This is a genomic window from Pseudomonas fildesensis (assembly GCF_001050345.1).
Classification (GTDB): domain Bacteria; phylum Pseudomonadota; class Gammaproteobacteria; order Pseudomonadales; family Pseudomonadaceae; genus Aquipseudomonas; species Aquipseudomonas fildesensis.
Window position 1 is genome coordinate 424,637 of record NZ_LFMW01000007.1, and the last position, 20,683, is coordinate 445,319.

General features: G+C 57.9%; 18 protein-coding genes and 2 tRNA genes. 1 reads left to right on the top strand and 19 read right to left on the bottom strand.

The window, feature by feature from the left end; genetic code table 11:
• Positions 1 to 3: 3 nt before the first annotated feature.
• The 13 genes from truB to rlmE all read right to left on the bottom strand — a co-directional run bounded on the left by truB (position 4) and on the right by rlmE (position 12,632).
• Positions 4 to 921: a tRNA pseudouridine(55) synthase TruB gene (gene truB, locus ACR52_RS12440; protein WP_048724477.1), complete on the bottom strand. Its 918-nt coding sequence runs from the start codon at positions 919 to 921 to the stop codon at positions 4 to 6.
• Between the two features lie 3 nt (positions 922 to 924).
• A complete protein-coding gene (rbfA, locus tag ACR52_RS12445; RefSeq protein ID WP_048724478.1) occupies positions 925 to 1,326 on the bottom strand; it encodes a 30S ribosome-binding factor RbfA in 402 nt (133 codons plus the stop codon).
• Positions 1,327 to 1,485: 159 nt separating this feature from the next.
• Positions 1,486 to 4,011, bottom strand: coding sequence for a translation initiation factor IF-2 (gene infB, locus ACR52_RS12450; protein ID WP_048724479.1), 2,526 nt, complete (start codon positions 4,009 to 4,011; stop codon positions 1,486 to 1,488).
• Positions 4,012 to 4,038: 27 nt separating this feature from the next.
• On the bottom strand, positions 4,039 to 5,520 hold the full coding sequence (nusA, locus tag ACR52_RS12455) for a transcription termination factor NusA (RefSeq protein WP_048724480.1): 1,482 nt from the start codon (positions 5,518 to 5,520) through the stop codon (positions 4,039 to 4,041).
• 47 nt (positions 5,521 to 5,567) lie between these two features.
• Positions 5,568 to 6,026 (bottom strand): ribosome maturation factor RimP, encoded by a 459-nt coding sequence (gene rimP, locus ACR52_RS12460; protein ID WP_032865935.1) that lies wholly within the window; start codon positions 6,024 to 6,026, stop codon positions 5,568 to 5,570.
• Between the two features lie 140 nt (positions 6,027 to 6,166).
• Positions 6,167 to 6,243 (bottom strand) — tRNA-Met (locus tag ACR52_RS12465).
• Positions 6,244 to 6,339: 96 nt separating this feature from the next.
• Positions 6,340 to 6,425: transfer RNA gene (locus ACR52_RS12470), tRNA-Leu, on the bottom strand.
• A 21-nt stretch (positions 6,426 to 6,446) separates the two neighbouring features.
• Positions 6,447 to 6,830 (bottom strand): preprotein translocase subunit SecG, encoded by a 384-nt coding sequence (gene secG, locus ACR52_RS12475; RefSeq protein WP_010206600.1) that lies wholly within the window; start codon positions 6,828 to 6,830, stop codon positions 6,447 to 6,449.
• 4 nt (positions 6,831 to 6,834) lie between these two features.
• Positions 6,835 to 7,590 carry a triose-phosphate isomerase gene (tpiA, locus tag ACR52_RS12480; RefSeq protein ID WP_048724481.1) on the bottom strand — a complete coding sequence of 252 codons (756 nt, stop codon included), beginning with the start codon at positions 7,588 to 7,590 and terminating at the stop codon, positions 6,835 to 6,837.
• Positions 7,591 to 7,656: 66 nt separating this feature from the next.
• Positions 7,657 to 8,994: a phosphoglucosamine mutase gene (gene glmM, locus ACR52_RS12485; protein WP_048724482.1), complete on the bottom strand. Its 1,338-nt coding sequence runs from the start codon at positions 8,992 to 8,994 to the stop codon at positions 7,657 to 7,659.
• A gap of 16 nt (positions 8,995 to 9,010) precedes the next feature.
• On the bottom strand, positions 9,011 to 9,862 hold the full coding sequence (gene folP / locus ACR52_RS12490) for a dihydropteroate synthase (RefSeq protein ID WP_048724483.1): 852 nt from the start codon (positions 9,860 to 9,862) through the stop codon (positions 9,011 to 9,013).
• 8 nt (positions 9,863 to 9,870) lie between these two features.
• On the bottom strand, positions 9,871 to 11,781 hold the full coding sequence (ftsH, locus tag ACR52_RS12495) for an ATP-dependent zinc metalloprotease FtsH (protein WP_048724484.1): 1,911 nt from the start codon (positions 11,779 to 11,781) through the stop codon (positions 9,871 to 9,873).
• A 200-nt stretch (positions 11,782 to 11,981) separates the two neighbouring features.
• The gene (rlmE, locus tag ACR52_RS12500; protein WP_048724485.1) at positions 11,982 to 12,632 is read right to left on the bottom strand and encodes a 23S rRNA (uridine(2552)-2'-O)-methyltransferase RlmE; all 651 of its coding nucleotides are present in this window, start codon (positions 12,630 to 12,632) and stop codon (positions 11,982 to 11,984) included.
• A 105-nt stretch (positions 12,633 to 12,737) separates the two neighbouring features.
• Between rlmE and ACR52_RS12505 the strand changes: the two genes are divergently transcribed.
• Complete coding sequence (locus ACR52_RS12505) at positions 12,738 to 13,046, top strand: YhbY family RNA-binding protein (RefSeq protein WP_029298992.1); 309 nt, start codon at positions 12,738 to 12,740, stop codon at positions 13,044 to 13,046.
• A 23-nt stretch (positions 13,047 to 13,069) separates the two neighbouring features.
• On the opposite strand, the gene ACR52_RS12510 is transcribed toward ACR52_RS12505, so the two are convergent.
• From ACR52_RS12510 to dnaJ, 6 genes are all read right to left on the bottom strand, one after another.
• On the bottom strand, positions 13,070 to 13,474 hold the full coding sequence (locus ACR52_RS12510) for a hypothetical protein (RefSeq protein ID WP_048724486.1): 405 nt from the start codon (positions 13,472 to 13,474) through the stop codon (positions 13,070 to 13,072).
• 28 nt (positions 13,475 to 13,502) lie between these two features.
• A complete protein-coding gene (greA, locus tag ACR52_RS12515) occupies positions 13,503 to 13,979 on the bottom strand; it encodes a transcription elongation factor GreA (RefSeq protein ID WP_048724487.1) in 477 nt (158 codons plus the stop codon).
• Positions 13,976 to 17,197 (bottom strand): carbamoyl-phosphate synthase large subunit, encoded by a 3,222-nt coding sequence (gene carB / locus ACR52_RS12520; protein WP_048724488.1) that lies wholly within the window; start codon positions 17,195 to 17,197, stop codon positions 13,976 to 13,978. Before carB ends, greA begins: the two co-directional genes overlap by 4 nt.
• 105 nt (positions 17,198 to 17,302) lie before the next feature.
• Positions 17,303 to 18,439, bottom strand: a complete 1,137-nt coding sequence (gene carA / locus ACR52_RS12525; protein ID WP_048724489.1) for a glutamine-hydrolyzing carbamoyl-phosphate synthase small subunit — start codon at positions 18,437 to 18,439, stop codon at positions 17,303 to 17,305.
• A gap of 259 nt (positions 18,440 to 18,698) precedes the next feature.
• The gene (dapB, locus tag ACR52_RS12530) at positions 18,699 to 19,505 is read right to left on the bottom strand and encodes a 4-hydroxy-tetrahydrodipicolinate reductase (RefSeq protein ID WP_048724490.1); all 807 of its coding nucleotides are present in this window, start codon (positions 19,503 to 19,505) and stop codon (positions 18,699 to 18,701) included.
• Positions 19,506 to 19,515: 10 nt separating this feature from the next.
• On the bottom strand, positions 19,516 to 20,640 hold the full coding sequence (gene dnaJ, locus ACR52_RS12535) for a molecular chaperone DnaJ (RefSeq protein ID WP_048724491.1): 1,125 nt from the start codon (positions 20,638 to 20,640) through the stop codon (positions 19,516 to 19,518).
• Positions 20,641 to 20,683 lie beyond the last annotated feature (43 nt).

Sequence of the window (20,683 nt, forward strand, 5' to 3'; positions counted from 1 at the left end):
CGGTCATTCTGACCGAATCAGTCGACGCGGCGCGATGCGCCCGTCTTCGCTCACTTCACCGATACCGATAAAGCGACCATTATGATCCTGTACTCGCACCATGCCGAACTTCGGGGCATCCGGTGCACGTACCGGCTGGCCGTTAAGCCAGTAGAACGCGCTGTGCTCCGAGAAGTGCAGCAATGGCCAATCCAGCAAGCCGCTGTCCGATGGCATCAGGAAGCGATCAACTGCTTCGTTGCCGCCTTCGGCATGAACGGCTTCCAACTCTTCCAGTGTAACCGTCTGGGCCAATGTAAAAGGCCCTGCCTGGGTCCGTCGCAACTCGGCTACGTATGCGCCACAGCCCAACTGCTCACCAATATCTTCCACCAGGGTACGGATATAGGTGCCTTTGCTGCAGTCCACCACCAACCGGGCAGTGTCGCCTTCAGCGGCGAGCAATTCCAAGCGCGCAATAGTAACAGAACGCGGTTCGCGCTCCACCACTTCACCTGCACGTGCGAGCTTGTAAAGCGGCTGGCCATCACGCTTGAGCGCCGAGTACATCGGCGGTATCTGACTGATTTGCCCACGAAAAGCAGGTAAAGCAGCTTCGATATCAGCACGACCAACGGTCACATCGCGAACCTGCAGGACATCACCTTCGGCATCGGCCGTGGTGGTGGTCTTGCCCAATTGCATCAGGGTTTCGTAACCCTTGTCAGAATCGAGCAGGTATTGCGAGAACTTGGTGGCCTCGCCAAAGCACAATGGCAGTACGCCAGTGGCCAGGGGATCGAGGCTACCAGTGTGCCCGGCCTTCTCGGCATTCAGCAGCCAGCGAACCTTCTGCAACGCGGCATTGGAGGTAAAGCCAATGGGTTTATCGAGCAGAATGATGCCGCTGACGTTGCGACGTATACGTTTGACCTGAGCCACCGCTTACTCCTTGGCGTCTTCAGGGGTGGCCGCTTCCGGGCGCTGGCTGTCTTCAGCCACGGCCCGCTCGATCAGTGCCGACAGGTGCGCGCCACGCACGACGCTTTCGTCGTAGTGGAAGTGCAACTGTGGAACGCTGCGCAGCTTCATCTCACGCGCTAACTGCATGCGCAGGAAGCCTGCGGCAGAGTTGAGCACCTTGATGCTCTGGGCGATTTCTTCAGCGCTGTCCTGGCCCATCACGGTGATGAAGATCTTGGCGTGACCCACGTCACGGCTCACTTCAACGGCGGTGATAGTGACCAGGCCAACACGTGGGTCTTTTACTTCGCGACGGATCAGTTGTGCCAGCTCGCGCTGCATCTGATCGCCGATACGCTGGGTACGGCTGTATTCTTTTGCCATGTCTTGTTACCTGTTACTGCCACACGGTGAAACCCGTGGGGTCTGAAAGCGGCAAACGCCCGGCCTGACAAAAGCCAGACCGGGCGTTGCGTTTAGAGTCCGCACGCTACGCGGGGCATTTGCATGCCCACGCGCGACGTGGCTCCTGAAGTGCGCGAGTTAGAGGCTGCGAGCAACCTGAACCTTCTCGTAGACTTCGATTTTGTCGCCAGCCTTGACGTCGTTGTAGCTCTTGACGCCGATACCGCATTCCATGCCGGCACGTACTTCGGAAGCGTCATCCTTGAAGCGGCGCAGGGATTCCAGCTCGCCTTCGAAGATAACGATGTCTTCACGCAGTACACGGATTGGACGGTTACGGTGCACAACACCTTCGATAACCATGCAACCGGCGATCGCGCCGAATTTCGGCGAGCGGAACACGTCACGCACCTCGGCAACACCCAGGATATTCTCCCGGACGTCGCTGCCAAGCATGCCGGTAAGGGCTTTCTTGACGTCTTCAATGATGTCGTAGATGACGTTGTAGTAACGCATGTCCAGGCCTTCCTGCTCGACGATCTTGCGAGCGCCAGCATCGGCACGCACGTTGAAGCCGAACAGTACAGCGTTGGAAGCCAGTGCCAGGTTGGCGTCGGATTCGGTGATACCACCGACACCGCCACCGACAACACGCACTTGCACTTCGTCGTTACCCAGGCCGTTCAAGGCGCCGTTCAACGCTTCGAGGGAACCACGAACGTCAGATTTGAGGACGATGTTGAGCGTCTTCTTCTCTGCCTGGCCCATGTTTTCGAAGATGTTTTCCAGCTTGCCGGCGTGAGCGCGAGCCAGTTTGACCTCGCGGAACTTGCCTTGACGGAACAGAGCCACTTCACGGGCTTTCTTCTCGTCCGACAGTACGCTCATCTCGTCGCCAGCGTCCGGGGTACCGTCCAGGCCGAGGATCTCGACAGGGATGGAAGGACCGGCTTCCTTGATTGGCTTGCCGTTCTCGTCGAGCATGGCACGTACACGGCCGTAGTTCGAACCGACCAGCACCATGTCGCCTTGGCGCAGGGTACCGTCTTGAACCAGAACGGTTGCAACCGGGCCACGACCTTTGTCGAGACGCGACTCAACCACAACACCGCGACCTGGGGCCGAAGGAGTTGCTTTCAGTTCGAGTACTTCAGCTTGCAGCAAGACCGCTTCGAGCAGATCGTCCACGCCAGTACCGACTTTCGCCGACACCGAAACGAACGGCGTATCACCGCCCCACTCTTCGGAGGTCACGCCGTGAACCGACAGTTCGCTACGGATGCGATCGAGATCGGCGCCCGGCTTGTCGATTTTGTTCACTGCAACAACCAGTGGAACACCAGCGGCCTTGGCGTGCTGAACAGCTTCAATGGTCTGCGGCATCACGCCGTCGTCCGCTGCAACTACCAGGATCACGATATCAGTCGCCTTGGCACCACGGGCACGCATTGCGGTAAACGCTGCGTGACCTGGGGTGTCGAGGAAGGTGACCATGCCGCGTTCGGTTTCAACGTGGTATGCACCGATGTGCTGGGTGATACCGCCGGCTTCGCCAGCAGCTACCTTGGCACGACGGATGTAGTCGAGCAGCGATGTCTTACCATGGTCAACGTGGCCCATTACGGTCACAACTGGCGCACGGGAGAACGTCTCACCTTCAAACTTCAGGGACTCGGCCAGGGAGTCTTCCAGGGCGGTGTCGCTGACCAGGGTCACTTTGTGGCCCAGCTCTTCAGCTACCAGTTGAGCAGTTTCCTGATCAAGCACCTGGTTGATGGTTGCTGGAGTACCCAGTTTGAACATGAACTTGATGATTTCAGCAGCCTTGACCGACATCTGATTGGCGAGATCGCCAACAGTGATGGTCTCGCCGATCTGCACATCACGCACGACAGGGCCGGTTGGGCTCTGGAAACCGTGGGCGTTGCGTTTTTTCAGCTTGGCCTTGCCGCGACCACCACGACGGAAGCTATCGCTTTCTTCGTCGGTAGTACGTGGAGCAACGCGTGGAGCTGGCGCTTTCTCTTTGACCGAGGCGCGATGCGGAGCGTTTTTGCGCTCGCCATCACCACCGCCACCGCGACGATTGTTATCGTCGGCACGTGGTTTGTCCGGACGACGAGGTTCGTCGCGCTTGCGGGCGTCGGCAGCAGGTGCTGGAGCAGCGGCAACCGGAGCAGCCTCACGCACAGCTTCTACAGGCGCAGCAGGAGCAGCGACCGCTTCGGTACCAGAAGGTTGCGCAGCAGCAGGCTGGCGACGCGCTTCTTCTTCGGCGCGACGTTTGGCTTCTTCTTCAGCCTTCTGGCGAGCAGCATTGTCTACTGCGCGACGTTCTTCCAGTTCGCGTTTGCGCTCGGCTTCGATTTCTTCCGGGCTGCGCTGTACGAAGACTTTCTTCTTGCGTACTTCAACGCTGATGCTCTTGCTACCAGCAACACGCAGGGTGCTGGTGGTTTTGCGCTGCAATGTAATCTTGCGCGGTTCTTCCACTTTCGCCTTGTGGCTGCTCTTCAAGTGAGTCAGCAAAGACTGCTTCTCACTATCGCTCACACCTTCATCGGCGGCGGTGTGCGGCAGACCTGCCTCACGCATCTGCTGCAACAGGCGCTCTACCGGTGTTTTGACCTCATCGGCCAGTTGTTTCACCGTGACTTGCGTCATGCACTTCTCTCCTCAGGCCGCGCCTAATTACTCGAACCAATGGGCTCGGGCGGCCATGATCAACTTGCCGGCACGATCATCGTCAATGCCGTCGATGTCGAGCAGATCGTCAATAGACTGCTCGGCCAGGTCTTCGCGGGTAATTACGCCGCGCACCGCCAGTTCCATCGCCAAATCCTTGTCCATACCCTCAAGCGAGAGCAGGTCTTCGGCCGGATGGGCGTCTGCCAGCTTTTCCTCAGTAGCGATGGCTTTAGTCAACAAACGATCCTTGGCCCGAGCGCGAAGCTCGTTGACGGTGTCTTCGTCAAAGCCGTCGATGTTGAGCATTTCTTCCAACGGTACGTAGGCAATCTCTTCCAGGCTGGTGAAGCCTTCATCTACCAGCACCTGCGCCAGGTCTTCGTCGACTTCCAACTCGTCGATGAAGTTGCGCAGGATGTCACCGGTTTCAGCTTGCTGCTTAGCCTGGATGTCCGATTCGGTCATCACGTTCAGGGTCCAGCCGGTCAGTTGGCTGGCCAGACGCACGTTCTGACCACCACGACCAATGGCCTGAGCCAGATTGTCTGCGCCAACGGCGATGTCCATTGCATGGGCATCTTCGTCAACGATAATTGCCGCCACTTCAGCCGGCGACATGGCGTTGATCACGAACTGCGCCGGGTTATCGTCCCACAGGACGATGTCCACACGCTCACCGCCCAATTCGCCCGACACTGCCTGGACACGCGAACCGCGCATACCAATGCAAGCGCCTTGCGGGTCAATGCGTTTGTCCTTGGAACGAACCGCGATCTTGGCGCGCGAACCCGGGTCGCGGGACGCAGCCATGACTTCGATCAGGCCTTCGGCGATTTCCGGCACTTCGATACGGAACAGCTCGATCAGCATTTCAGGCGCGGTACGCGACAAGATCAGCTGCGGGCCGCGGTTCTCGGTGCGGATTTCCTTGAGCAGCGCACGCAGGCGCACGCCAACACGGAAGGTTTCGCGGGAGATGATGTCTTCGCGGGCCAGCAACGCTTCAGCGTTGTTGCCCAAGTCGACGATCACATTGTCGCGAGTAACTTTTTTCACGGTGCCGGAGATGATTTCACCCAGGCGCTCGCGATAGGCGTCAACGACTTGAGCGCGCTCGGCTTCGCGAACCTTCTGCACGATGACCTGCTTGGCGGTCTGTGCAGCAATACGGCCGAACTCGATCGATTCGATCTTATCTTCGACAACATCACCGACCTGGGCGCCTGGGTGCGTTTCAGCAACCTTGCTTGGCCAGGTTTCGATGGCCGGATCATCAAGATCGGCTTCTTCGACGACCGTCCACCGACGGAAAGTCTCATAGGCACCGGTGTGGCGGTTGATTTCCACACGCAGATCAACTTCGTCTTCAAAACGCTTTTTGGTAGCAGTGGCCAGGGCCAGCTCCAGCGCTTCAAAAATCACGTTTGCCGGTACGCCCTTTTCATTGGATACCGACTCAACAACCAGCAGTACTTCTTTGCTCATCGTACGCCTCGCCTTTCGCAAGCCATTGGATCCGCGGGATCCGCGTCTCAGTCAAAACTGGGAATAATGTTGGCCTTGTCGATCATATCGATCGGCAACAGGAATTCATGGTCTTCTACCTGCACCACGACATCCTGCTCTTCTACACCGCGCAGAAGGCCCTGAAAGTTGCGCCGCCCTTCAAAGGGAGATCGCAGCTTGATCTTCACTTGTTCACCGGCAAATTTTGCAAACTGATCAATAGTGAACAGTGGGCGTTCCATGCCTGGCGAGGAAACTTCGAGGGTGTATTCAACGGCGATTGGATCTTCAACATCCAGCACACCGCTGATCTGACGGCTGACAATGGCGCAATCGTCCACCAGCACGCCACCCTCTTTATCGATATAAACGCGCAACATTGAGTGGCGACCTTGAGCCGAAAACTCAATACCCCAGCATTCATAGCCTAGGGCCACGACCACCGGGGCCAACAAGGCCTGCAACTCTTCTAGCTTGCTCGACACCTGAACCCCCTCGTGCATGTATGTGCATGCTGTGCAAAATAAAAAAATGGGCGAAACGCCCATCCTTGAAACGCCGTCGAACAGCGGCGTTGAAAGTGTCCAGCTAACAAAAAGCCCCTTAAAAGGGGCTCCGCTAAAACTGGTTGCGGGGGCCGGATTTGAACCGACGACCTTCGGGTTATGAGCCCGACGAGCTACCAGACTGCTCCACCCCGCGACAAAGCTGGGGCGGAAGTATACGACCGATCCCTTACAGGGTCAATCTAACCTTCCACCTACAAGAAAGCCCGCAACAGCGGGCTCTCTTGATAATTGGTACCGAGAAGGGGACTCGAACCCCTACACCCTATGGGCACAACCACCTCAAGGTTGCGTGTCTACCAATTCCACCACCTCGGCAATACAGCAATTACAACCTTCTTACTTCTGCTCTTGAGCTGGAGGTACGTCAGTCGCTGGAGTAGCCGACTTTTGCTCTTGAAGCACCGGGACATCATCAGAAGCCGGTTTTGCTTTTGGTACTTCCAACACTGCTGGGTTTGGCAAACCTACTTGAGTCAGCACATGAGCTTTCTCTTTAGCAAAGTAACCTAACCCCAAGCTGGTTATGAAGAAACCGGCGGCAAGTATAGCAGTAAACTTACTAAGAAAGGTAGAGGAACCTTGGCTTCCGAACACAGTATTTGAAGCACCTGCACCGAAAGACGCACCAGCATCCGCACCTTTACCCTGTTGCAACAAAACCAGGGCAACTACGCCCAGGGCAGCCAACAGATGAAAAACGACTACGACTGTTTCCAGCATTTTTTCAGTTTCCCGCGGCGCGACAGATCGCACCGAACTCATCTGCATTCAGGGAAGCTCCACCAATGAGCCCCCCATCGATATCCGGCATGCCGAACAGTTCGACCGCATTGGCCGCCTTCACGCTGCCGCCGTATAGAAGCCGCACACCTTGTGCGACCTCAGAATTCTCTGCCGCCAACTGCGCGCGGATGGCTGCGTGCACATCCTGCGCCTGTTGCGGTGTAGCAGTCAGCCCGGTGCCAATGGCCCAGACCGGCTCGTAAGCAATTACTGCCTTTGCAAACGCACCAACACCCAGCTCCTCGATGATGCTGCCCAGCTGACGCGAGACAACTTCAAGAGTCTTGCCCGATTCGCGCTGCTCCAGGGTCTCCCCTATGCACAACACTGGAATCAAGCCACAAGCCTGTGCCGCTGCGAACTTGCGATTGAGTGTCCCATCACGCTCGCCCATCATCTGACGACGTTCGGAGTGCCCGACAAGCACATAGGAACAACCCGCATCAACCAACTGACTCGACGAAATCTCGCCTGTCAACGCACCTTGCATCGCTTCCACCGCAGAATTCTGCGCACCAACCTGGATCGACTTACCTTTCAAGCCATCAACCACTTGGGTGATATGCAGGCAAGGCGGGAAAACCGCAATATCAACACCGCCAGGCAAGGCCAAGTGACGAAGGCCATTGATCAGCTCAGCGACACTGGCGCGGGTACCGTGCATCTTCCAGTTACCAGCTACCATAGTGCGACGCATGCTGTACCTCGTCGGTCAAAGTGGGCGCAGATGTTACCCAACCACATCATCACTGGCAAGCCGAATTCAGGCGCAAACCTCAGTTACCAATTTTGCCAGGTCTTCCGCATGGCCGCGAACCTGTGTTTCGTCCTCGCCTTCGACCATAACGCGCACCAGAGGCTCTGTGCCGGACTTGCGCAACAACACCCGCCCACGCCCCGCCATTGCCAGGGTTACACGCTCACACGCCTCTTTGACAGCCGGGTGCTCGATCGGGTTTTCACCACCCGCAAAACGCACATTGAGCAGCACTTGCGGGCATTTGCGCAGTGCCTGTCGCGCCTGGGCCAGACTCTCTTCGCGACGACGCAGGGCCAACAGCACCTGCAGCGCAGCAATAATTGCGTCACCCGTGGTGGTGTGCTGGAAGCACACGATGTGCCCTGAGTTCTCGCCACCCACCTGCCAGTTACGCTCCAGCAGTTCGGCAATCACATAACGGTCACCGACATTGGCGCGAATGAACGGAATCCCCAACTCTGCCAACGCCAATTCAAGCCCGAGGTTGCTCATCAATGTTCCGACGACACCACCTTGCAGCTTGTTACGCTCATGCAGATCGCGAGCGATGATGAACAGCAGGTCATCACCATCAACCACCGTACCGGTGTGATCCACCATCAAGACGCGGTCACCGTCGCCATCAAAGGCAATACCCAGGTCTGCATGCTCAGCCAGAACGGCCGCCTGCAACTGCTCCATGTGAGTGGAGCCGCAGTTTTCGTTTATGTTCAACCCGTTGGGCTGGGCCGACAGCACCGTGACCTGCGCACCCAACTCCTTGAATACGCTTGGCGCTACCTTGTAGGTCGCACCGTGGGCACAATCGACAACAATCTTCAGCCCGGCAAAATTGGTGCTGCTTGGCACGCTACTCTTGCAGAATTCAATATAACGGCCGGACGCGTCATTGATGCGCGACACCTTGCCCAGCTTGCTGGACTCGACGACCGTCATCGGTGCATCCAACAGCTCTTCGATCATCAACTCGATCTCGTCCGGCAACTTGGTGCCCTGCCCCGAGAAGAACTTGATGCCATTATCATCATGGGGATTGTGCGAAGCACTGATCACAATACCGGCTTCAGCGTGGAAGGTACGCGTCAGGTAAGCGATCGCCGGCGTCGGCATCGGGCCCAGCAACATTACATCGGCACCGGCGGCGGAAAGCCCAGCCTCCAGCGCGGATTCAAACATATAACCCGAAATACGGGTGTCCTTGCCCACCAGGATGCGGCACGCGCCCATGCTGCGGAACGCCATGCCTGCCGCCCAACCCAGCTTGAGCATGAAATCAGGGGTAATCGGATATTCGCCGACCCGACCACGGATACCGTCGGTGCCAAAGTATTTTTTAGTCATAAGTGCTCCATCATTCTTATTCGGCTGATTCTACAGCGGCAATCATGCGCACTACATCCACAGTCTCGGCGACGTCGTGCACACGCAAAATACGCGCGCCCTTGGTCACGGCAAGCGCCGCAAGCGCCAGGCCGCCATACAAACGCTCACCCACTGGACGATTTAATGCCTGCCCTATCATGCTCTTGCGTGAAACGCCGACCAACAGGGGGCGACCAAGGGCATGCAGCGCATCCATATGCTTAAAGAGACTTAAATTATGTTGCAGGGTCTTGGCAAAACCAAACCCTGGATCAAGTACGATCTTCTCAGGGCCAATTCCCGCTATGACGCAGTGAGCGATCCTTTCAGCAAGGAAACCACTCACTTCGCCTACGAGATCGTCGTAGTCCGGACTGTCCTGCATATTGCCGGGCTCACCCAACATATGCATCAGACACACCGGCAGGCCGGTGGCCGCTGCGGCATCCAGGGCGCCATCACGCTGCAGCGAACGCACATCGTTGATCAACCCCGCGCCCAGACGCGCTGTCTCACGCATCACGGTCGGAGTGGATGTATCAACCGATATGATCACATCCAGCTCACGAGCAATGCGCTCGACAATCGGCGCCACCCGCTCCAACTCCTCCAGAGGAGAAACAACACGAGCGCCAGGCCGGGTCGACTCGCCGCCGACATCAATCAAAGTCGCACCCGCCGCCACCATTGCCTCTGCGTGACGCAGCGCGGCATCCAACTGGCGAAAGCGACCACCATCGGAAAAAGAGTCGGGGGTTACATTAAGAATGCCCATGACATGCGTATGGGACAAATCAAGAACCCGGTTGCCGCAAGGCAACCGGGTGGGGGACGACACAAAAGTCATTTCAAACCTTAATGGTCAGCCGCCGGGCCACCGATCGGGGTTTCAGGACGCTCGCTCTGAACCACGGGCGGAGTGCCGGAGGTACCCGAGCCACCTTCCCAGTCACGAGGTTCACGCGGTGTACGACCGGCCATGATGTCGTCGATCTGGTCGGCATCAATGGTTTCGTACTTCATCAGCGCATCAGCCATGGCATCCAGCTTGTCGCGGTTGTCAGTCAGGATCTGCTTGGCCGTGCCGTAGCACTGATCAATGATGCTACGCACCTCGGAGTCGATCAGCTTGGCTGTCTCACCCGAGAAGCTGGCAGCTTGACCGCCACCGCCACGACCCAGGAACACTTCACCTTCTTCCTCCGCGTACATCAATGGACCCAGCTTTTCCGACAAGCCCCACTTGGTCACCATATTCCGTGCGATCTGGCTGGCACGCATGATGTCGTTGGACGCACCCGTGGTTACACCGTCGAAGCCCAAGGTCATTTCTTCGGCGATTCGGCCGCCATACAGCGAACAGATCTGGCTGATCAGCGCGCGCTTGGAGAGGCTATAGCGATCCTCTTCAGGCAGGAACATGGTTACACCCAGCGCACGACCACGCGGGATGATCGACACTTTGTAGACCGGGTCATGCTCAGGCACAACGCGACCAACAATGGCGTGACCAGCTTCGTGATAAGCAGTGTTCTGCTTCTCTTTTTCCGACATGACCATGGATTTGCGCTCGGCGCCCATCATGATCTTGTCTTTCGCCAGCTCGAACTCTTTCATTTCTACGATGCGCTTGCCAGTACGGGCCGCAAACAGCGAAGCCTCGTTCACCAGGTTGGCAAGGTCAGCACCGGAGAAGCCTGGGGTACCACGGGCAATCACGGCCGGAGCCACATCGTCGCCCATTGGCACTTTACGCATATGTACTTTGAGGATTTGTTCACGCCCACGGATATCCGGCAGGCCGACCACCACCTGGCGGTCGAAACGGCCTGGACGCAGCAGAGCAGGGTCCAATACGTCCGGACGGTTGGTCGCGGCGATGACGATGATGCCGTCATTCATCTCGAAACCATCCATCTCAACCAGCAACTGGTTAAGTGTCTGCTCACGCTCGTCATGACCGCCACCCATGCCCGAACCACGATGGCGACCAACGGCGTCGATTTCGTCGATGAAGATGATGCATGGCGCGTGTTTCTTGGCCTGTTCGAACATATCGCGAACACGGCTGGCACCAACACCGACGAACATCTCGACGAAGTCAGAACCTGAAATGGTGAAGAAAGGCACTTTGGCCTCGCCGGCAATCGCCTTGGCGAGCAAGGTTTTACCGGTACCCGGAGGACCGACCATCAATACGCCGCGAGGAATGCGGCCACCCAGGCGCTGGAACTTGCCCGGATCACGCAGGAACTCGACCAGTTCGCCGACTTCTTCCTTGGCTTCGTCGCAACCGGCAACGTCAGCCAGGGTGGTCTTCACCTGATCTTCAGAGAGCAGGCGCGCCTTGCTCTTGCCGAAGCTCATCGGCCCGCCCTTGCCCCCCGCACCGCCTTGCATCTGGCGCATGAAGAACATGAACACGGCGATAATCACCAGGATCGGGAAGCTGGCTACCAGGAGCTGAGTCCAGATGCTTTGCTGTTCAGGCTGCTTGCCTTCGACCACCACGTGGTTATCCACCAAGTCGCCGATCAGACCGTTGTCCTGGATTGCCGGACGAATGGTCTTGAAGCTGTCGCCATCGTTGCGCTTACCGGTAATTACGTAGCCATCAACCGCTACGCGCTCGACCTTGCCATCCTTAACTTGCTGGATGAAGTCGGAATAGTTGAGGGTCTGCGGCTCGTTAGGGCTGGAGAAGTTGTTCATCACCGTCACCAGGACAGCCGCGATGATCAACCACAGGATCAGATTCTTTGCCATATCGTTCAATTAACTACCCTCTGAAGCAAGCTCCGCTACTGGCGCGCGCTTCGCATGATATTCACCGGCCTAACTTACTACATTACCTACAACACTGGCAGGCGCCGTCTGTAACCCTTTGTGAAACTTTGACTACACAATATTCGTAAAGCTTCGTGACGAAAGCGATATAAAAAAACCTATCGCCTTCCTCTAATTCCTCAAAAACGCTCTTCGCTCGCAGCGCCCTCGACGCCGCGGTAGCCGCGGCACAGCAGGTACTGCTCTCGAGACCTGTCCCGGGAAGAGTCAGGCTTGCGCGTTTGCACCTTGTCGAACAACTTGCGGATGTTCTTGTGGTACTCGTCAAAACCCTCGCCCTGGAAGACTTTCACCAAAAAATCACCACCAGGACGCAAAACCCGACCCGCCAAATCCAGCGCCAGCTCACAAAGGAACATCGCACGCGGCATATCGACGGCCGGTAATCCACTCATATTGGGGGCCATGTCGGAAATCACAAGGTCTACCTGCGAATTTCCCACAGCTTCAAGGATCTGCGCGAGGACGGCGTCCTGGGTGAAGTCACCGTGAACAAAGGTCACATCCGGGATACTGTCCATTTCCAGGATGTCGGAAGCGATCAAGCGGCCCTGCCCACCAATCAGACGACTGGTCACCTGGGACCAACCACCGGGGGCCGCACCAAGATCAATAACGCTCATGCCTGGACGAATCAACTTGTCCTTGTCCTGGATCTCCAGGAGCTTGTAGCTGGCCCGCGAACGGTACCCGTCCTTCTGCGCCTTTTTGACGTAAGGATCGTTAAAATGCTCTTGCAGCCACTTAAGGCTAGTTTTGGAACGGGCCACGGGCCACCTCGAAAATAAAACGGGTCGTGATTAACTGGGCGGTCCCGGACTCGCTCGGGTAAACTGGCCGCCGCTTTTTACAAGATCAGACGCAGGGGTCAGATTATGCCGCTCACTCAAGAGCAGAAGAAACAGTACAAATCCATTGGCCACCATCTGAAACCAGTTTTGATTGTGGCAGACAACGGTTTGACTGAAGGTGTGTTAGCCGAACTTGAACGCGCATTGGGCGATCACGAACTGATCAAGATCAAGGTCAACATCCTTGACCGCGAAGCGCGCTTGGCCGCCATTGCAGAACTGTGCAAGGTGGGCAAAGCGGACCTGGTTCAGGTCATCGGCAAGATGGCACTGCTGTATCGCAAGAACTTCAGCGCCAACAAGCAGTTGTCGAACGTTCATCGCTTCAAATGATGACTTTCAAATAACAGCAAGGGTCACGGGCGTGCTTCGCGCGCCCCGCCACTCCATCCCGGAGCCGGCTGCATAACCAGCACCAAGCCGGAGAACCCTAGCACAAGATAGCTGAATAGCTGCCAGCGCAACGCTTCCGGCAGCCATACATGCACCACGCAAAACATTGCGCATGCATACAGCGCCATCAACAGCAGTTGCCCGCGAATATCCCGCCACAAACTCCCCAAGCCTTCTGCCTTTATCAGCACCAGCGCTTGAATCGTTACGCAAGCCGCCGCAAAACCCACCAGCAGCGCACTCAATAATCCATCGATCTCGTCGATCAGCAACGGCGCCAGACCAATCAGGCCCATCGCCGGTAACACGCCAATGTGCAACAACCACAGGCCGCCCACCCAAAGCATCTGGGAGAGCTGCCAAAGCATGGCGCCCGCACGAAGCGGGCGCCGCCTTTCAGATGTGGCGAACTTCAACAATCTCGTACTCGATAGTGCCACCGGGCGTTTTAACAGCCACCACATCACCCTCTTCCTTGGCAATCAAGGCGCGGGCGAGTGGCGAACCAACGGAGATCTTGCCGAGCTTGAAGTCAGCTTCGTCCTCACCCACGATGTGGTAAACCACGCTTTCGTCAGTCTCGACGTTGGCGATTTCCACGGTGGTGCCAAAAATCACCTTGCCAGTCTTCGGAATGGTCGTGACATCGATGATCACCGCATTCTGCATACGGCCTTCGATGTCACGGATTCGCGCTTCGACCATCCCCTGCTGCTCGCGAGCAGCGTGGTATTCGGCGTTTTCCTTCAAGTCACCCAGCTCGCGGGCCGTACCGATGTCCTGGCTCAGCTTTGGACGTACGACCTTGGTCAGGTGGGCGTGCTCCTCTTCCAGGGCCTTGGCGCCCTGGACGGTCATGGGGTATTTGATCATGCCTTCAATCCTGCGTGTAGATCCTGCAAGCGACGCACGGTCTTTTCCGGACCGAACTTGAGCGCTTCACAGATAGCTTCGCCAGCAGCAATAGTGGTGGTGCAGTAGATCTTGTGCTGCAAGGCATTACGACGAATGGAGTAGGAATCCGCGATCGACTGGCGACCTTCGGTGGTGTTGATGATCAGGGTGACTTCGTCATTCTTGATCATGTCGACCACGTGCGGACGGCCTTCCGTCACCTTGTTCACGCGACGCACTTTCAGGCCGGCAGCTTCTATCAGCTTGGCGGTCCCGGCAGTGGCCACGACTTCGAAGCCCAAGTTGATCAGATCACGGGCAACGCCTGCAACCAGTGGCTTGTCATCATCGCGCACGCTGATGAACGCGGTACCGCCGGTCGGCAGCACTTCGCTGGCACCCATCTGAGCCTTGGCGAATGCTTCACCGAAGGTATCGCCCACGCCCATCACTTCACCGGTGGACTTCATCTCTGGGCCCAGGATCGGGTCCACGCCAGGGAACTTGGCGAATGGGAATACCGCCTCTTTCACACTGTAGAAGTTCGGAATGATTTCCTTGGTAAAGCCGATTTCCTTCAGGGTCTTACCGGCCATCACGCGGGCAGCGATCATTGCCAGGGACACACCGATGCACTTGGAAACAAACGGCACGGTACGCGAAGCGCGCGGGTTGACTTCAATGACGTAGATGTCTTCGCCTTGCAGCGCCAACTGTACGTTCATCAGGCCGACCACACCCAATTCCAGGGCCATTTTCTTGACCTGTTCGCGCATCTCATCCTGGATGTGCGCAGGCAGCGAATAAGGCGGCAGCGAGCATGCGGAGTCACCGGAGTGAACGCCTGCCTGCTCGATGTGCTGCATGATGGCGCCGATGACTACGTCGGTACCGTCGCAAACAGCATCCACGTCCATCTCGATGGCGCAGTTGAGGAAGTGGTCCAGCAACACCGGGCTGTCGTTGGACACTTTCACCGCATCACGCAGGTAACGCTTGAGTTCGTCTTCTTCGTAGACGATTTCCATCGCCCGGCCGCCCAGCACGTAGGACGGACGCACCACCAACGGGTAGCCGATCTTGCTGGCTGCACGAATGGCTTCGTCTTCGCTGCGCACGGTGGCGTTTGGCGGCTGACGCAGGTTCAGACGCTCAACCATTTGCTGGAAACGCTCACGGTCTTCGGCACGGTCGATGGCGTCAGGGCTGGTGCCGATGATAGGCACGCCGGCAGCTTCCAGTGCGCGCGCCAGTTTCAGCGGGGTTTGGCCGCCGTACTGAACGATTACACCCTTTGGCTTCTCAACGCGCACGATTTCCAGCACGTCTTCCAGGGTCACTGGCTCGAAGTACAGGCGATCGGAGGTGTCGTAGTCGGTGGAAACTGTTTCCGGGTTGCAGTTGACCATGATGGTCTCGTACCCGTCCGCGCGCAGCGCCAGAGCGGCGTGTACACAGCAGTAGTCGAACTCGATGCCTTGGCCGATACGGTTTGGACCGCCGCCCAGGATCATGATCTTGTCGCGCCCCGACGGCGCCGCTTCGCACTCTTCCTCGTACGTGGAGTACAGGTAGGCAGTGTCGGTGGCGAACTCGGCCGCGCAGGTGTCAACGCGCTTGTAGACCGGGAAAATGTCCAGCTTGTGGCGATGGGTCCGCAGGTTTTTCTCGGTCACACCCAGCAGCTTGGCCAGACGCTGGTCAGAGAAACCCTTGCGTTTGAGGCGGAACATCATGTCGCGGTCGATGCTGGCCAGACCCAGGGTCTTGACCTTCTCTTCTTCCTTGATCAGATCTTCGATCTGCACCAGGAACCACGGGTCGATCATGTTCATGCCGAAGATGTCTTCGACGGTCATGCCGGCACGGAAGGCGTCAGCGACGTACCAGATGCGCTCGGCGCCCGGCACGGTCAGCTCGCGCTTGAGGATGCTCATGCTTTCCGGGTTGCTCAGGTCGAGCTTCTCGTCCAGGCCGCAAACGCCCACTTCCAGGCCACGCAGGGCTTTCTGCAGGGATTCCTGGAAGGTCCGGCCGATGGCCATGACCTCACCAACCGACTTCATCTGAGTGGTCAGGCGGGCGTCAGCTTTAGGGAATTTCTCGAAGGCAAAACGAGGCAGCTTGGTCACGACGTAGTCGATGGACGGCTCGAAGGACGCCGGCGTAGCGCCGCCAGTGATTTCGTTTTGCAGCTCGTCCAAGGTGTAACCGATCGCCAGCTTGGCAGCGATGCGCGCAATCGGGAAGCCGGTAGCTTTCGAAGCCAGCGCCGAAGAACGCGATACACGCGGGTTCATCTCGATCACGACCATACGACCGGTGTCCGGGCAGATGCCGAACTGGACGTTGGAGCCGCCGGTTTCCACGCCGATCTCACGCAGTACCGCCAGGGAGGCGTTACGCATGATCTGGTATTCCTTGTCCGTCAGGGTCTGCGCTGGCGCAACAGTGATCGAGTCACCGGTGTGCACGCCCATCGGGTCAAAGTTTTCGATGGAGCAGACGATGATGCAGTTGTCCTTCTTATCGCGGACAACCTCCATCTCGTATTCTTTCCAGCCGATCAGGGATTCGTCGATCAGCAGCTCTTTGGTTGGCGACAAGTCCAGACCACGGGCGCAGATTTCTTCGAACTCTTCACGGTTGTAAGCGATACCGCCACCGGTGCCGCCCATGGTGAAGGACGGACGGATGATGCACGGGAAGCCAAGCTTCTCGAGCACTGCGTTGGCCTCTTCCATGCTGTGAGCGATACCGGAACGCGGGCAATCCAGGCCGATGGACTTCATCGCCTTGTCGAAGCGCGAGCGGTCTTCAGCCTTGTCGATGGTGTCCGCGTTGGCGCCGATCATCTCTACGCCGAACTTCTCCAGAACGCCTTCGCGCTCCAGGTCCAGTGCGCAGTTCAGAGCGGTCTGGCCACCCATGGTTGGCAGCAGTGCGTCCGGACGCTCTTTCTCGATGATCTTGGCAACGGTCTGCCATTTGATCGGCTCGATGTAGGTGGCGTCGGCCATGTCCGGGTCGGTCATGATGGTGGCCGGGTTAGAGTTCACCAGGATGACGCGGTAGCCCTCTTCGCGCAGGGCTTTACAGGCCTGGGCGCCGGAGTAGTCGAACTCGCAGGCCTGGCCGATCACGATCGGGCCAGCGCCGAGAATCAGGATGCTTTTTATGTCTGTACGTTTTGGCATGGGTTTGTCACTCAAATCCGCAGGTCAGTCGGCAAGCCGTCTTGAACAATCTTTGAAGAGCCTGCGGGGGCCACCGATAGCCGGGGCCGCCCGCAAGCCACTCAGTCAGCGTCGCTTGGCCATCTCATTGATGAAACGGTCGAACAGCGGCGCTACGTCGTTCGGGCCCGGGCTGGCTTCAGGATGGCCCTGGAAGCTAAACGCGCTCTTGTCAGTGCGTTCGATGCCTTGCAGGGAACCGTCGAACAGCGACTTGTGAATTGCGCGGACATTGCCCGGCAAGGTCGCTTCGTCCACCGCAAAACCGTGGTTCTGGCTGGTGATCATCACGACGCCAGTGTCCAGGTCTTGCACAGGGTGGTTGGCACCGTGGTGGCCGTGACCCATTTTCAGGGTCTTGGCGCCAGAGGCCAGGGCCAGCAGCTGGTGGCCAAGGCAGATACCGAAGACCGGAATCTCGGTTTCCAGTACTTCCTTGATGGCCTTGATGGCGTAGTCGCAAGGCTCAGGGTCACCCGGGCCGTTGGACAGGAACACGCCGTCCGGTTGCAACGCCAGCACATCAGTGGCTGGGGTTTGCGCCGGCACCACGGTCACACGGCAGCCGCGCTCGACCAGCATGCGCAGGATGTTGTACTTGATGCCGTAGTCGTAGGCGACAACGTGGTACGGCAGGTCTGCCGCCTCGATGGTCTCGTGGCTGTCGGTCTTCAAGTCCCAGACAGTGGAGCGCCACTCGTACTTCTCTTTGGTGCTGACAACTTTCGCCAGGTCCATGCCTTTCAGGCCTGGGAAACCTTGCGCTGCGGCGATCGCCGCCGCTTCGGAAATATTGTCACCGGCCATGATGCAGCCGTTCTGCGAGCCTTTCTCACGCAGGATGCGCGTGAGGCGGCGCGTATCGATACCGGCGATCGCCACAACGTTGTTGGCTTTCAGGTAATCGGACAGCGACATCGTGTTACGCCAGTTGCTCGCAACCAGTGGCAGGTCACGAATCACCAGACCGGCCGACCAGACACGATCAGATTCGACATCTACCGGTGTAGTACCGGTGTTGCCGATGTGCGGATAGGTCAGGGTAACGATCTGTTGGGCGTAGGAAGGATCGGTAAGGATTTCCTGATAGCCGGTCATGGCAGTGTTAAACACTACCTCTCCAACGGTTTGACCGTCGGCTCCAATGGCTTCGCCGCGAAAAATGCTGCCATCAGCAAGGGCGAGTATGGCTGGCTTAGTCAAGAAGACCTCCCGTAAGTAAAGCCTGAAAGGGCGATCGCAGGTTGTAAAAAAGCGGAGTGACGTATGGACACGTCACCCCGCTTCTTCACTGAATTATTCTGCGCGCTTTTAGTGGACACACTAAAGCTGTAGCTTACAGAAAAAGGCTTTTTTGGTCCACCGCTAATGAGCCTTAAAGGCAGGGGAATGCGACAGGACGTCGCTTAGCGGGTAAAAACGGGGCCCCAGCATAATACTGAGGCCCTGTTTTAGCTACTTATTAGTGCAGATCCAGCACATCGCGCATGTCATACAGACCCGGTTCGCGACCTTCCAACCAGAGCGCGGCACGTACCGCACCCTTGGCAAACGTCATGCGACTCGAGGCTTTATGCGTAATCTCGAGGCGCTCGCCTTCGCTGGCGAACAGCACAGTGTGATCCCCCACCACATCACCACCACGAACGGTGGCAAAGCCGATGGTGTCACGCGCGCGCGCACCGGTATGACCTTCACGGCCGTACACAGCCACTTTCGACAGGTCACGCCCCAACGCATCGGCGATCGCTTCACCCATGCGCAATGCGGTACCCGACGGAGCATCAATCTTGTGCCGGTGATGGGTTTCGATGATTTCGATATCCGCCTCATCACCCAAAACGCGCGCCGCCAGATCCAACAGCTTGAGCGACAGGTTCACGCCAACGCTGAAATTAGCGGCGAACACCACAGGAATGTCCTTGCCCGCCTCGACCAGCAATTGCTTCTGCTCGGCATTCAAGCCCGTGGTACCGATCACCATGGCCTTGCCCGCCTTGCGGCAGAACGCCAGGTTTTTCAGCATCACGTCCGGCAGGGTGAAGTCGATCAGCACGTCGAACTCGTCAACCACCGGTTCAAGATTGCCCGACAACGAAACACCGATGCGCCCCAACGAAGCCAACTCACCCGCGTCCGCACCAATCAACGTGCTGCCCGGACGCACAATGGCTGCCGTCAGCCCGGAGGCAGGCGAGCGCTGCTGCACCGCCTCGACCAGTGTCTTGCCCATGCGCCCGGCGGCGCCCATTACGGCTATACGTCGCATACTCACGTCCTTACAGGTCGCCGAAGAAGCGCTTCACACCTTCGAACCAGCCAGTGGTTTTTGGCGAATGCGTGTCATCGCCAGCCAGGGAGCTGCGGAACTCTTCAAGCAGTTCACGCTGACGGCGCCCCAGGTTGACCGGCGTTTCTACCGCAACGCGGCACATCAGGTCGCCAGCACCGCCACCGCGCACCGGCGCAACGCCTTTGCCACGGATACGGAACTGCTTACCGGTCTGCGTCCCCTCAGGGATCTTGAGCTTGACCCGACCATCGAGCGTCGGGATCTCCAGTTCGCCGCCCAAGGCTGCATCGACAAAACTGATCGGCACTTCGCAGAACAGGTGCTTGCCATCGCGCTGGAAGATCGAGTGCTCGCGCACATTGATCACCACGTACAGATCGCCCGTCGGGCCACCCTGGGTCCCCGCCTCGCCTTCGCCCGACAGGCGAATGCGATCACCGGTATCCACACCCGCCGGCACTTTCACCGACAGTGTCTTGTACTCTTCGACACGGCCTTCGCCATGGCAGGAGTCACACGGGTCGGAAATGATCTTGCCTTGGCCATGGCAGCGCGGGCAGGTCTGCTGCACCGAGAAGAAACCTTGCTGCATACGCACCTGACCAATACCGCCGCAGGTCGGGCAAGTGATCGGCGAGGAGCCTTTCTTGGCGCCCGAACCGTCGCACGGCTTGCAGTTGACCAGCGTCGGCACACGGATATTGACACTGGTGCCGCGCACGGCTTCTTCTAGGTTCAGCTCCAGGGTGTAACGCAAATCGCTGCCGCGCTGGGCACCACCACGCTGACCGCCACGGCCACCGCCGAAGAAGTCGCTGAATACGTCGCCGAAAATATCGGAGAAGTTCTGGCCGCCAAAACCTGCACCGCCGCCACCCATGCTCGGGTCGACGCCCGCATGACCATACTGGTCGTAGGCCGCACGCTTGTTGGGATCACACAGACATTCGTAGGCCTCGTTGGCCTCTTTGAACATCTCTTCGGATTCTTTGTTATCCGGATTACGGTCCGGGTGGTGCTTCATCGCCAGGCGACGGTAAGCCTTCTTCAGGTCCGCTTCGCTGGAGCCGCGCTCCACACCCAACACTTCGTAATAGTCACGCTTTGCCATAAGTCTTTGCACTCTTAAGGACGTTCGGCGAGACCCTCCTGAG

Bases quoted from the DNA above. Each gene is read 5' to 3' on its own strand.
- ftsH (WP_048724484.1), bottom strand. From the start codon at position 11,781: ATGGCAAAGAATCTGATCCTGTGGTTGATCATCGCGGCTGTCCTGGTG.
- carB (WP_048724488.1), bottom strand. From the start codon at position 17,197: ATGCCAAAACGTACAGACATAAAAAGCATCCTGATTCTCGGCGCTGGC.
- folP (WP_048724483.1), bottom strand. From the start codon at position 9,862: ATGACTTTTGTGTCGTCCCCCACCCGGTTGCCTTGCGGCAACCGGGTT.
- greA (WP_048724487.1), bottom strand. From the start codon at position 13,979: ATGATCAAATACCCCATGACCGTCCAGGGCGCCAAGGCCCTGGAAGAG.
- glmM (WP_048724482.1), bottom strand. From the start codon at position 8,994: ATGACTAAAAAATACTTTGGCACCGACGGTATCCGTGGTCGGGTCGGC.
- dapB (WP_048724490.1), bottom strand. From the start codon at position 19,505: ATGCGACGTATAGCCGTAATGGGCGCCGCCGGGCGCATGGGCAAGACA.
- dnaJ (WP_048724491.1), bottom strand. From the start codon at position 20,640: ATGGCAAAGCGTGACTATTACGAAGTGTTGGGTGTGGAGCGCGGCTCC.
- infB (WP_048724479.1), bottom strand. From the start codon at position 4,011: ATGACGCAAGTCACGGTGAAACAACTGGCCGATGAGGTCAAAACACCG.
- tpiA (WP_048724481.1), bottom strand. From the start codon at position 7,590: ATGCGTCGCACTATGGTAGCTGGTAACTGGAAGATGCACGGTACCCGC.
- nusA (WP_048724480.1), bottom strand. From the start codon at position 5,520: ATGAGCAAAGAAGTACTGCTGGTTGTTGAGTCGGTATCCAATGAAAAG.
- ACR52_RS12510 (WP_048724486.1), bottom strand. From the start codon at position 13,474: ATGCTTTGGCAGCTCTCCCAGATGCTTTGGGTGGGCGGCCTGTGGTTG.
- secG (WP_010206600.1), bottom strand. From the start codon at position 6,830: ATGCTGGAAACAGTCGTAGTCGTTTTTCATCTGTTGGCTGCCCTGGGC.
- ACR52_RS12505 (WP_029298992.1), top strand. From the start codon at position 12,738: ATGCCGCTCACTCAAGAGCAGAAGAAACAGTACAAATCCATTGGCCAC.
- rbfA (WP_048724478.1), bottom strand. From the start codon at position 1,326: ATGGCAAAAGAATACAGCCGTACCCAGCGTATCGGCGATCAGATGCAG.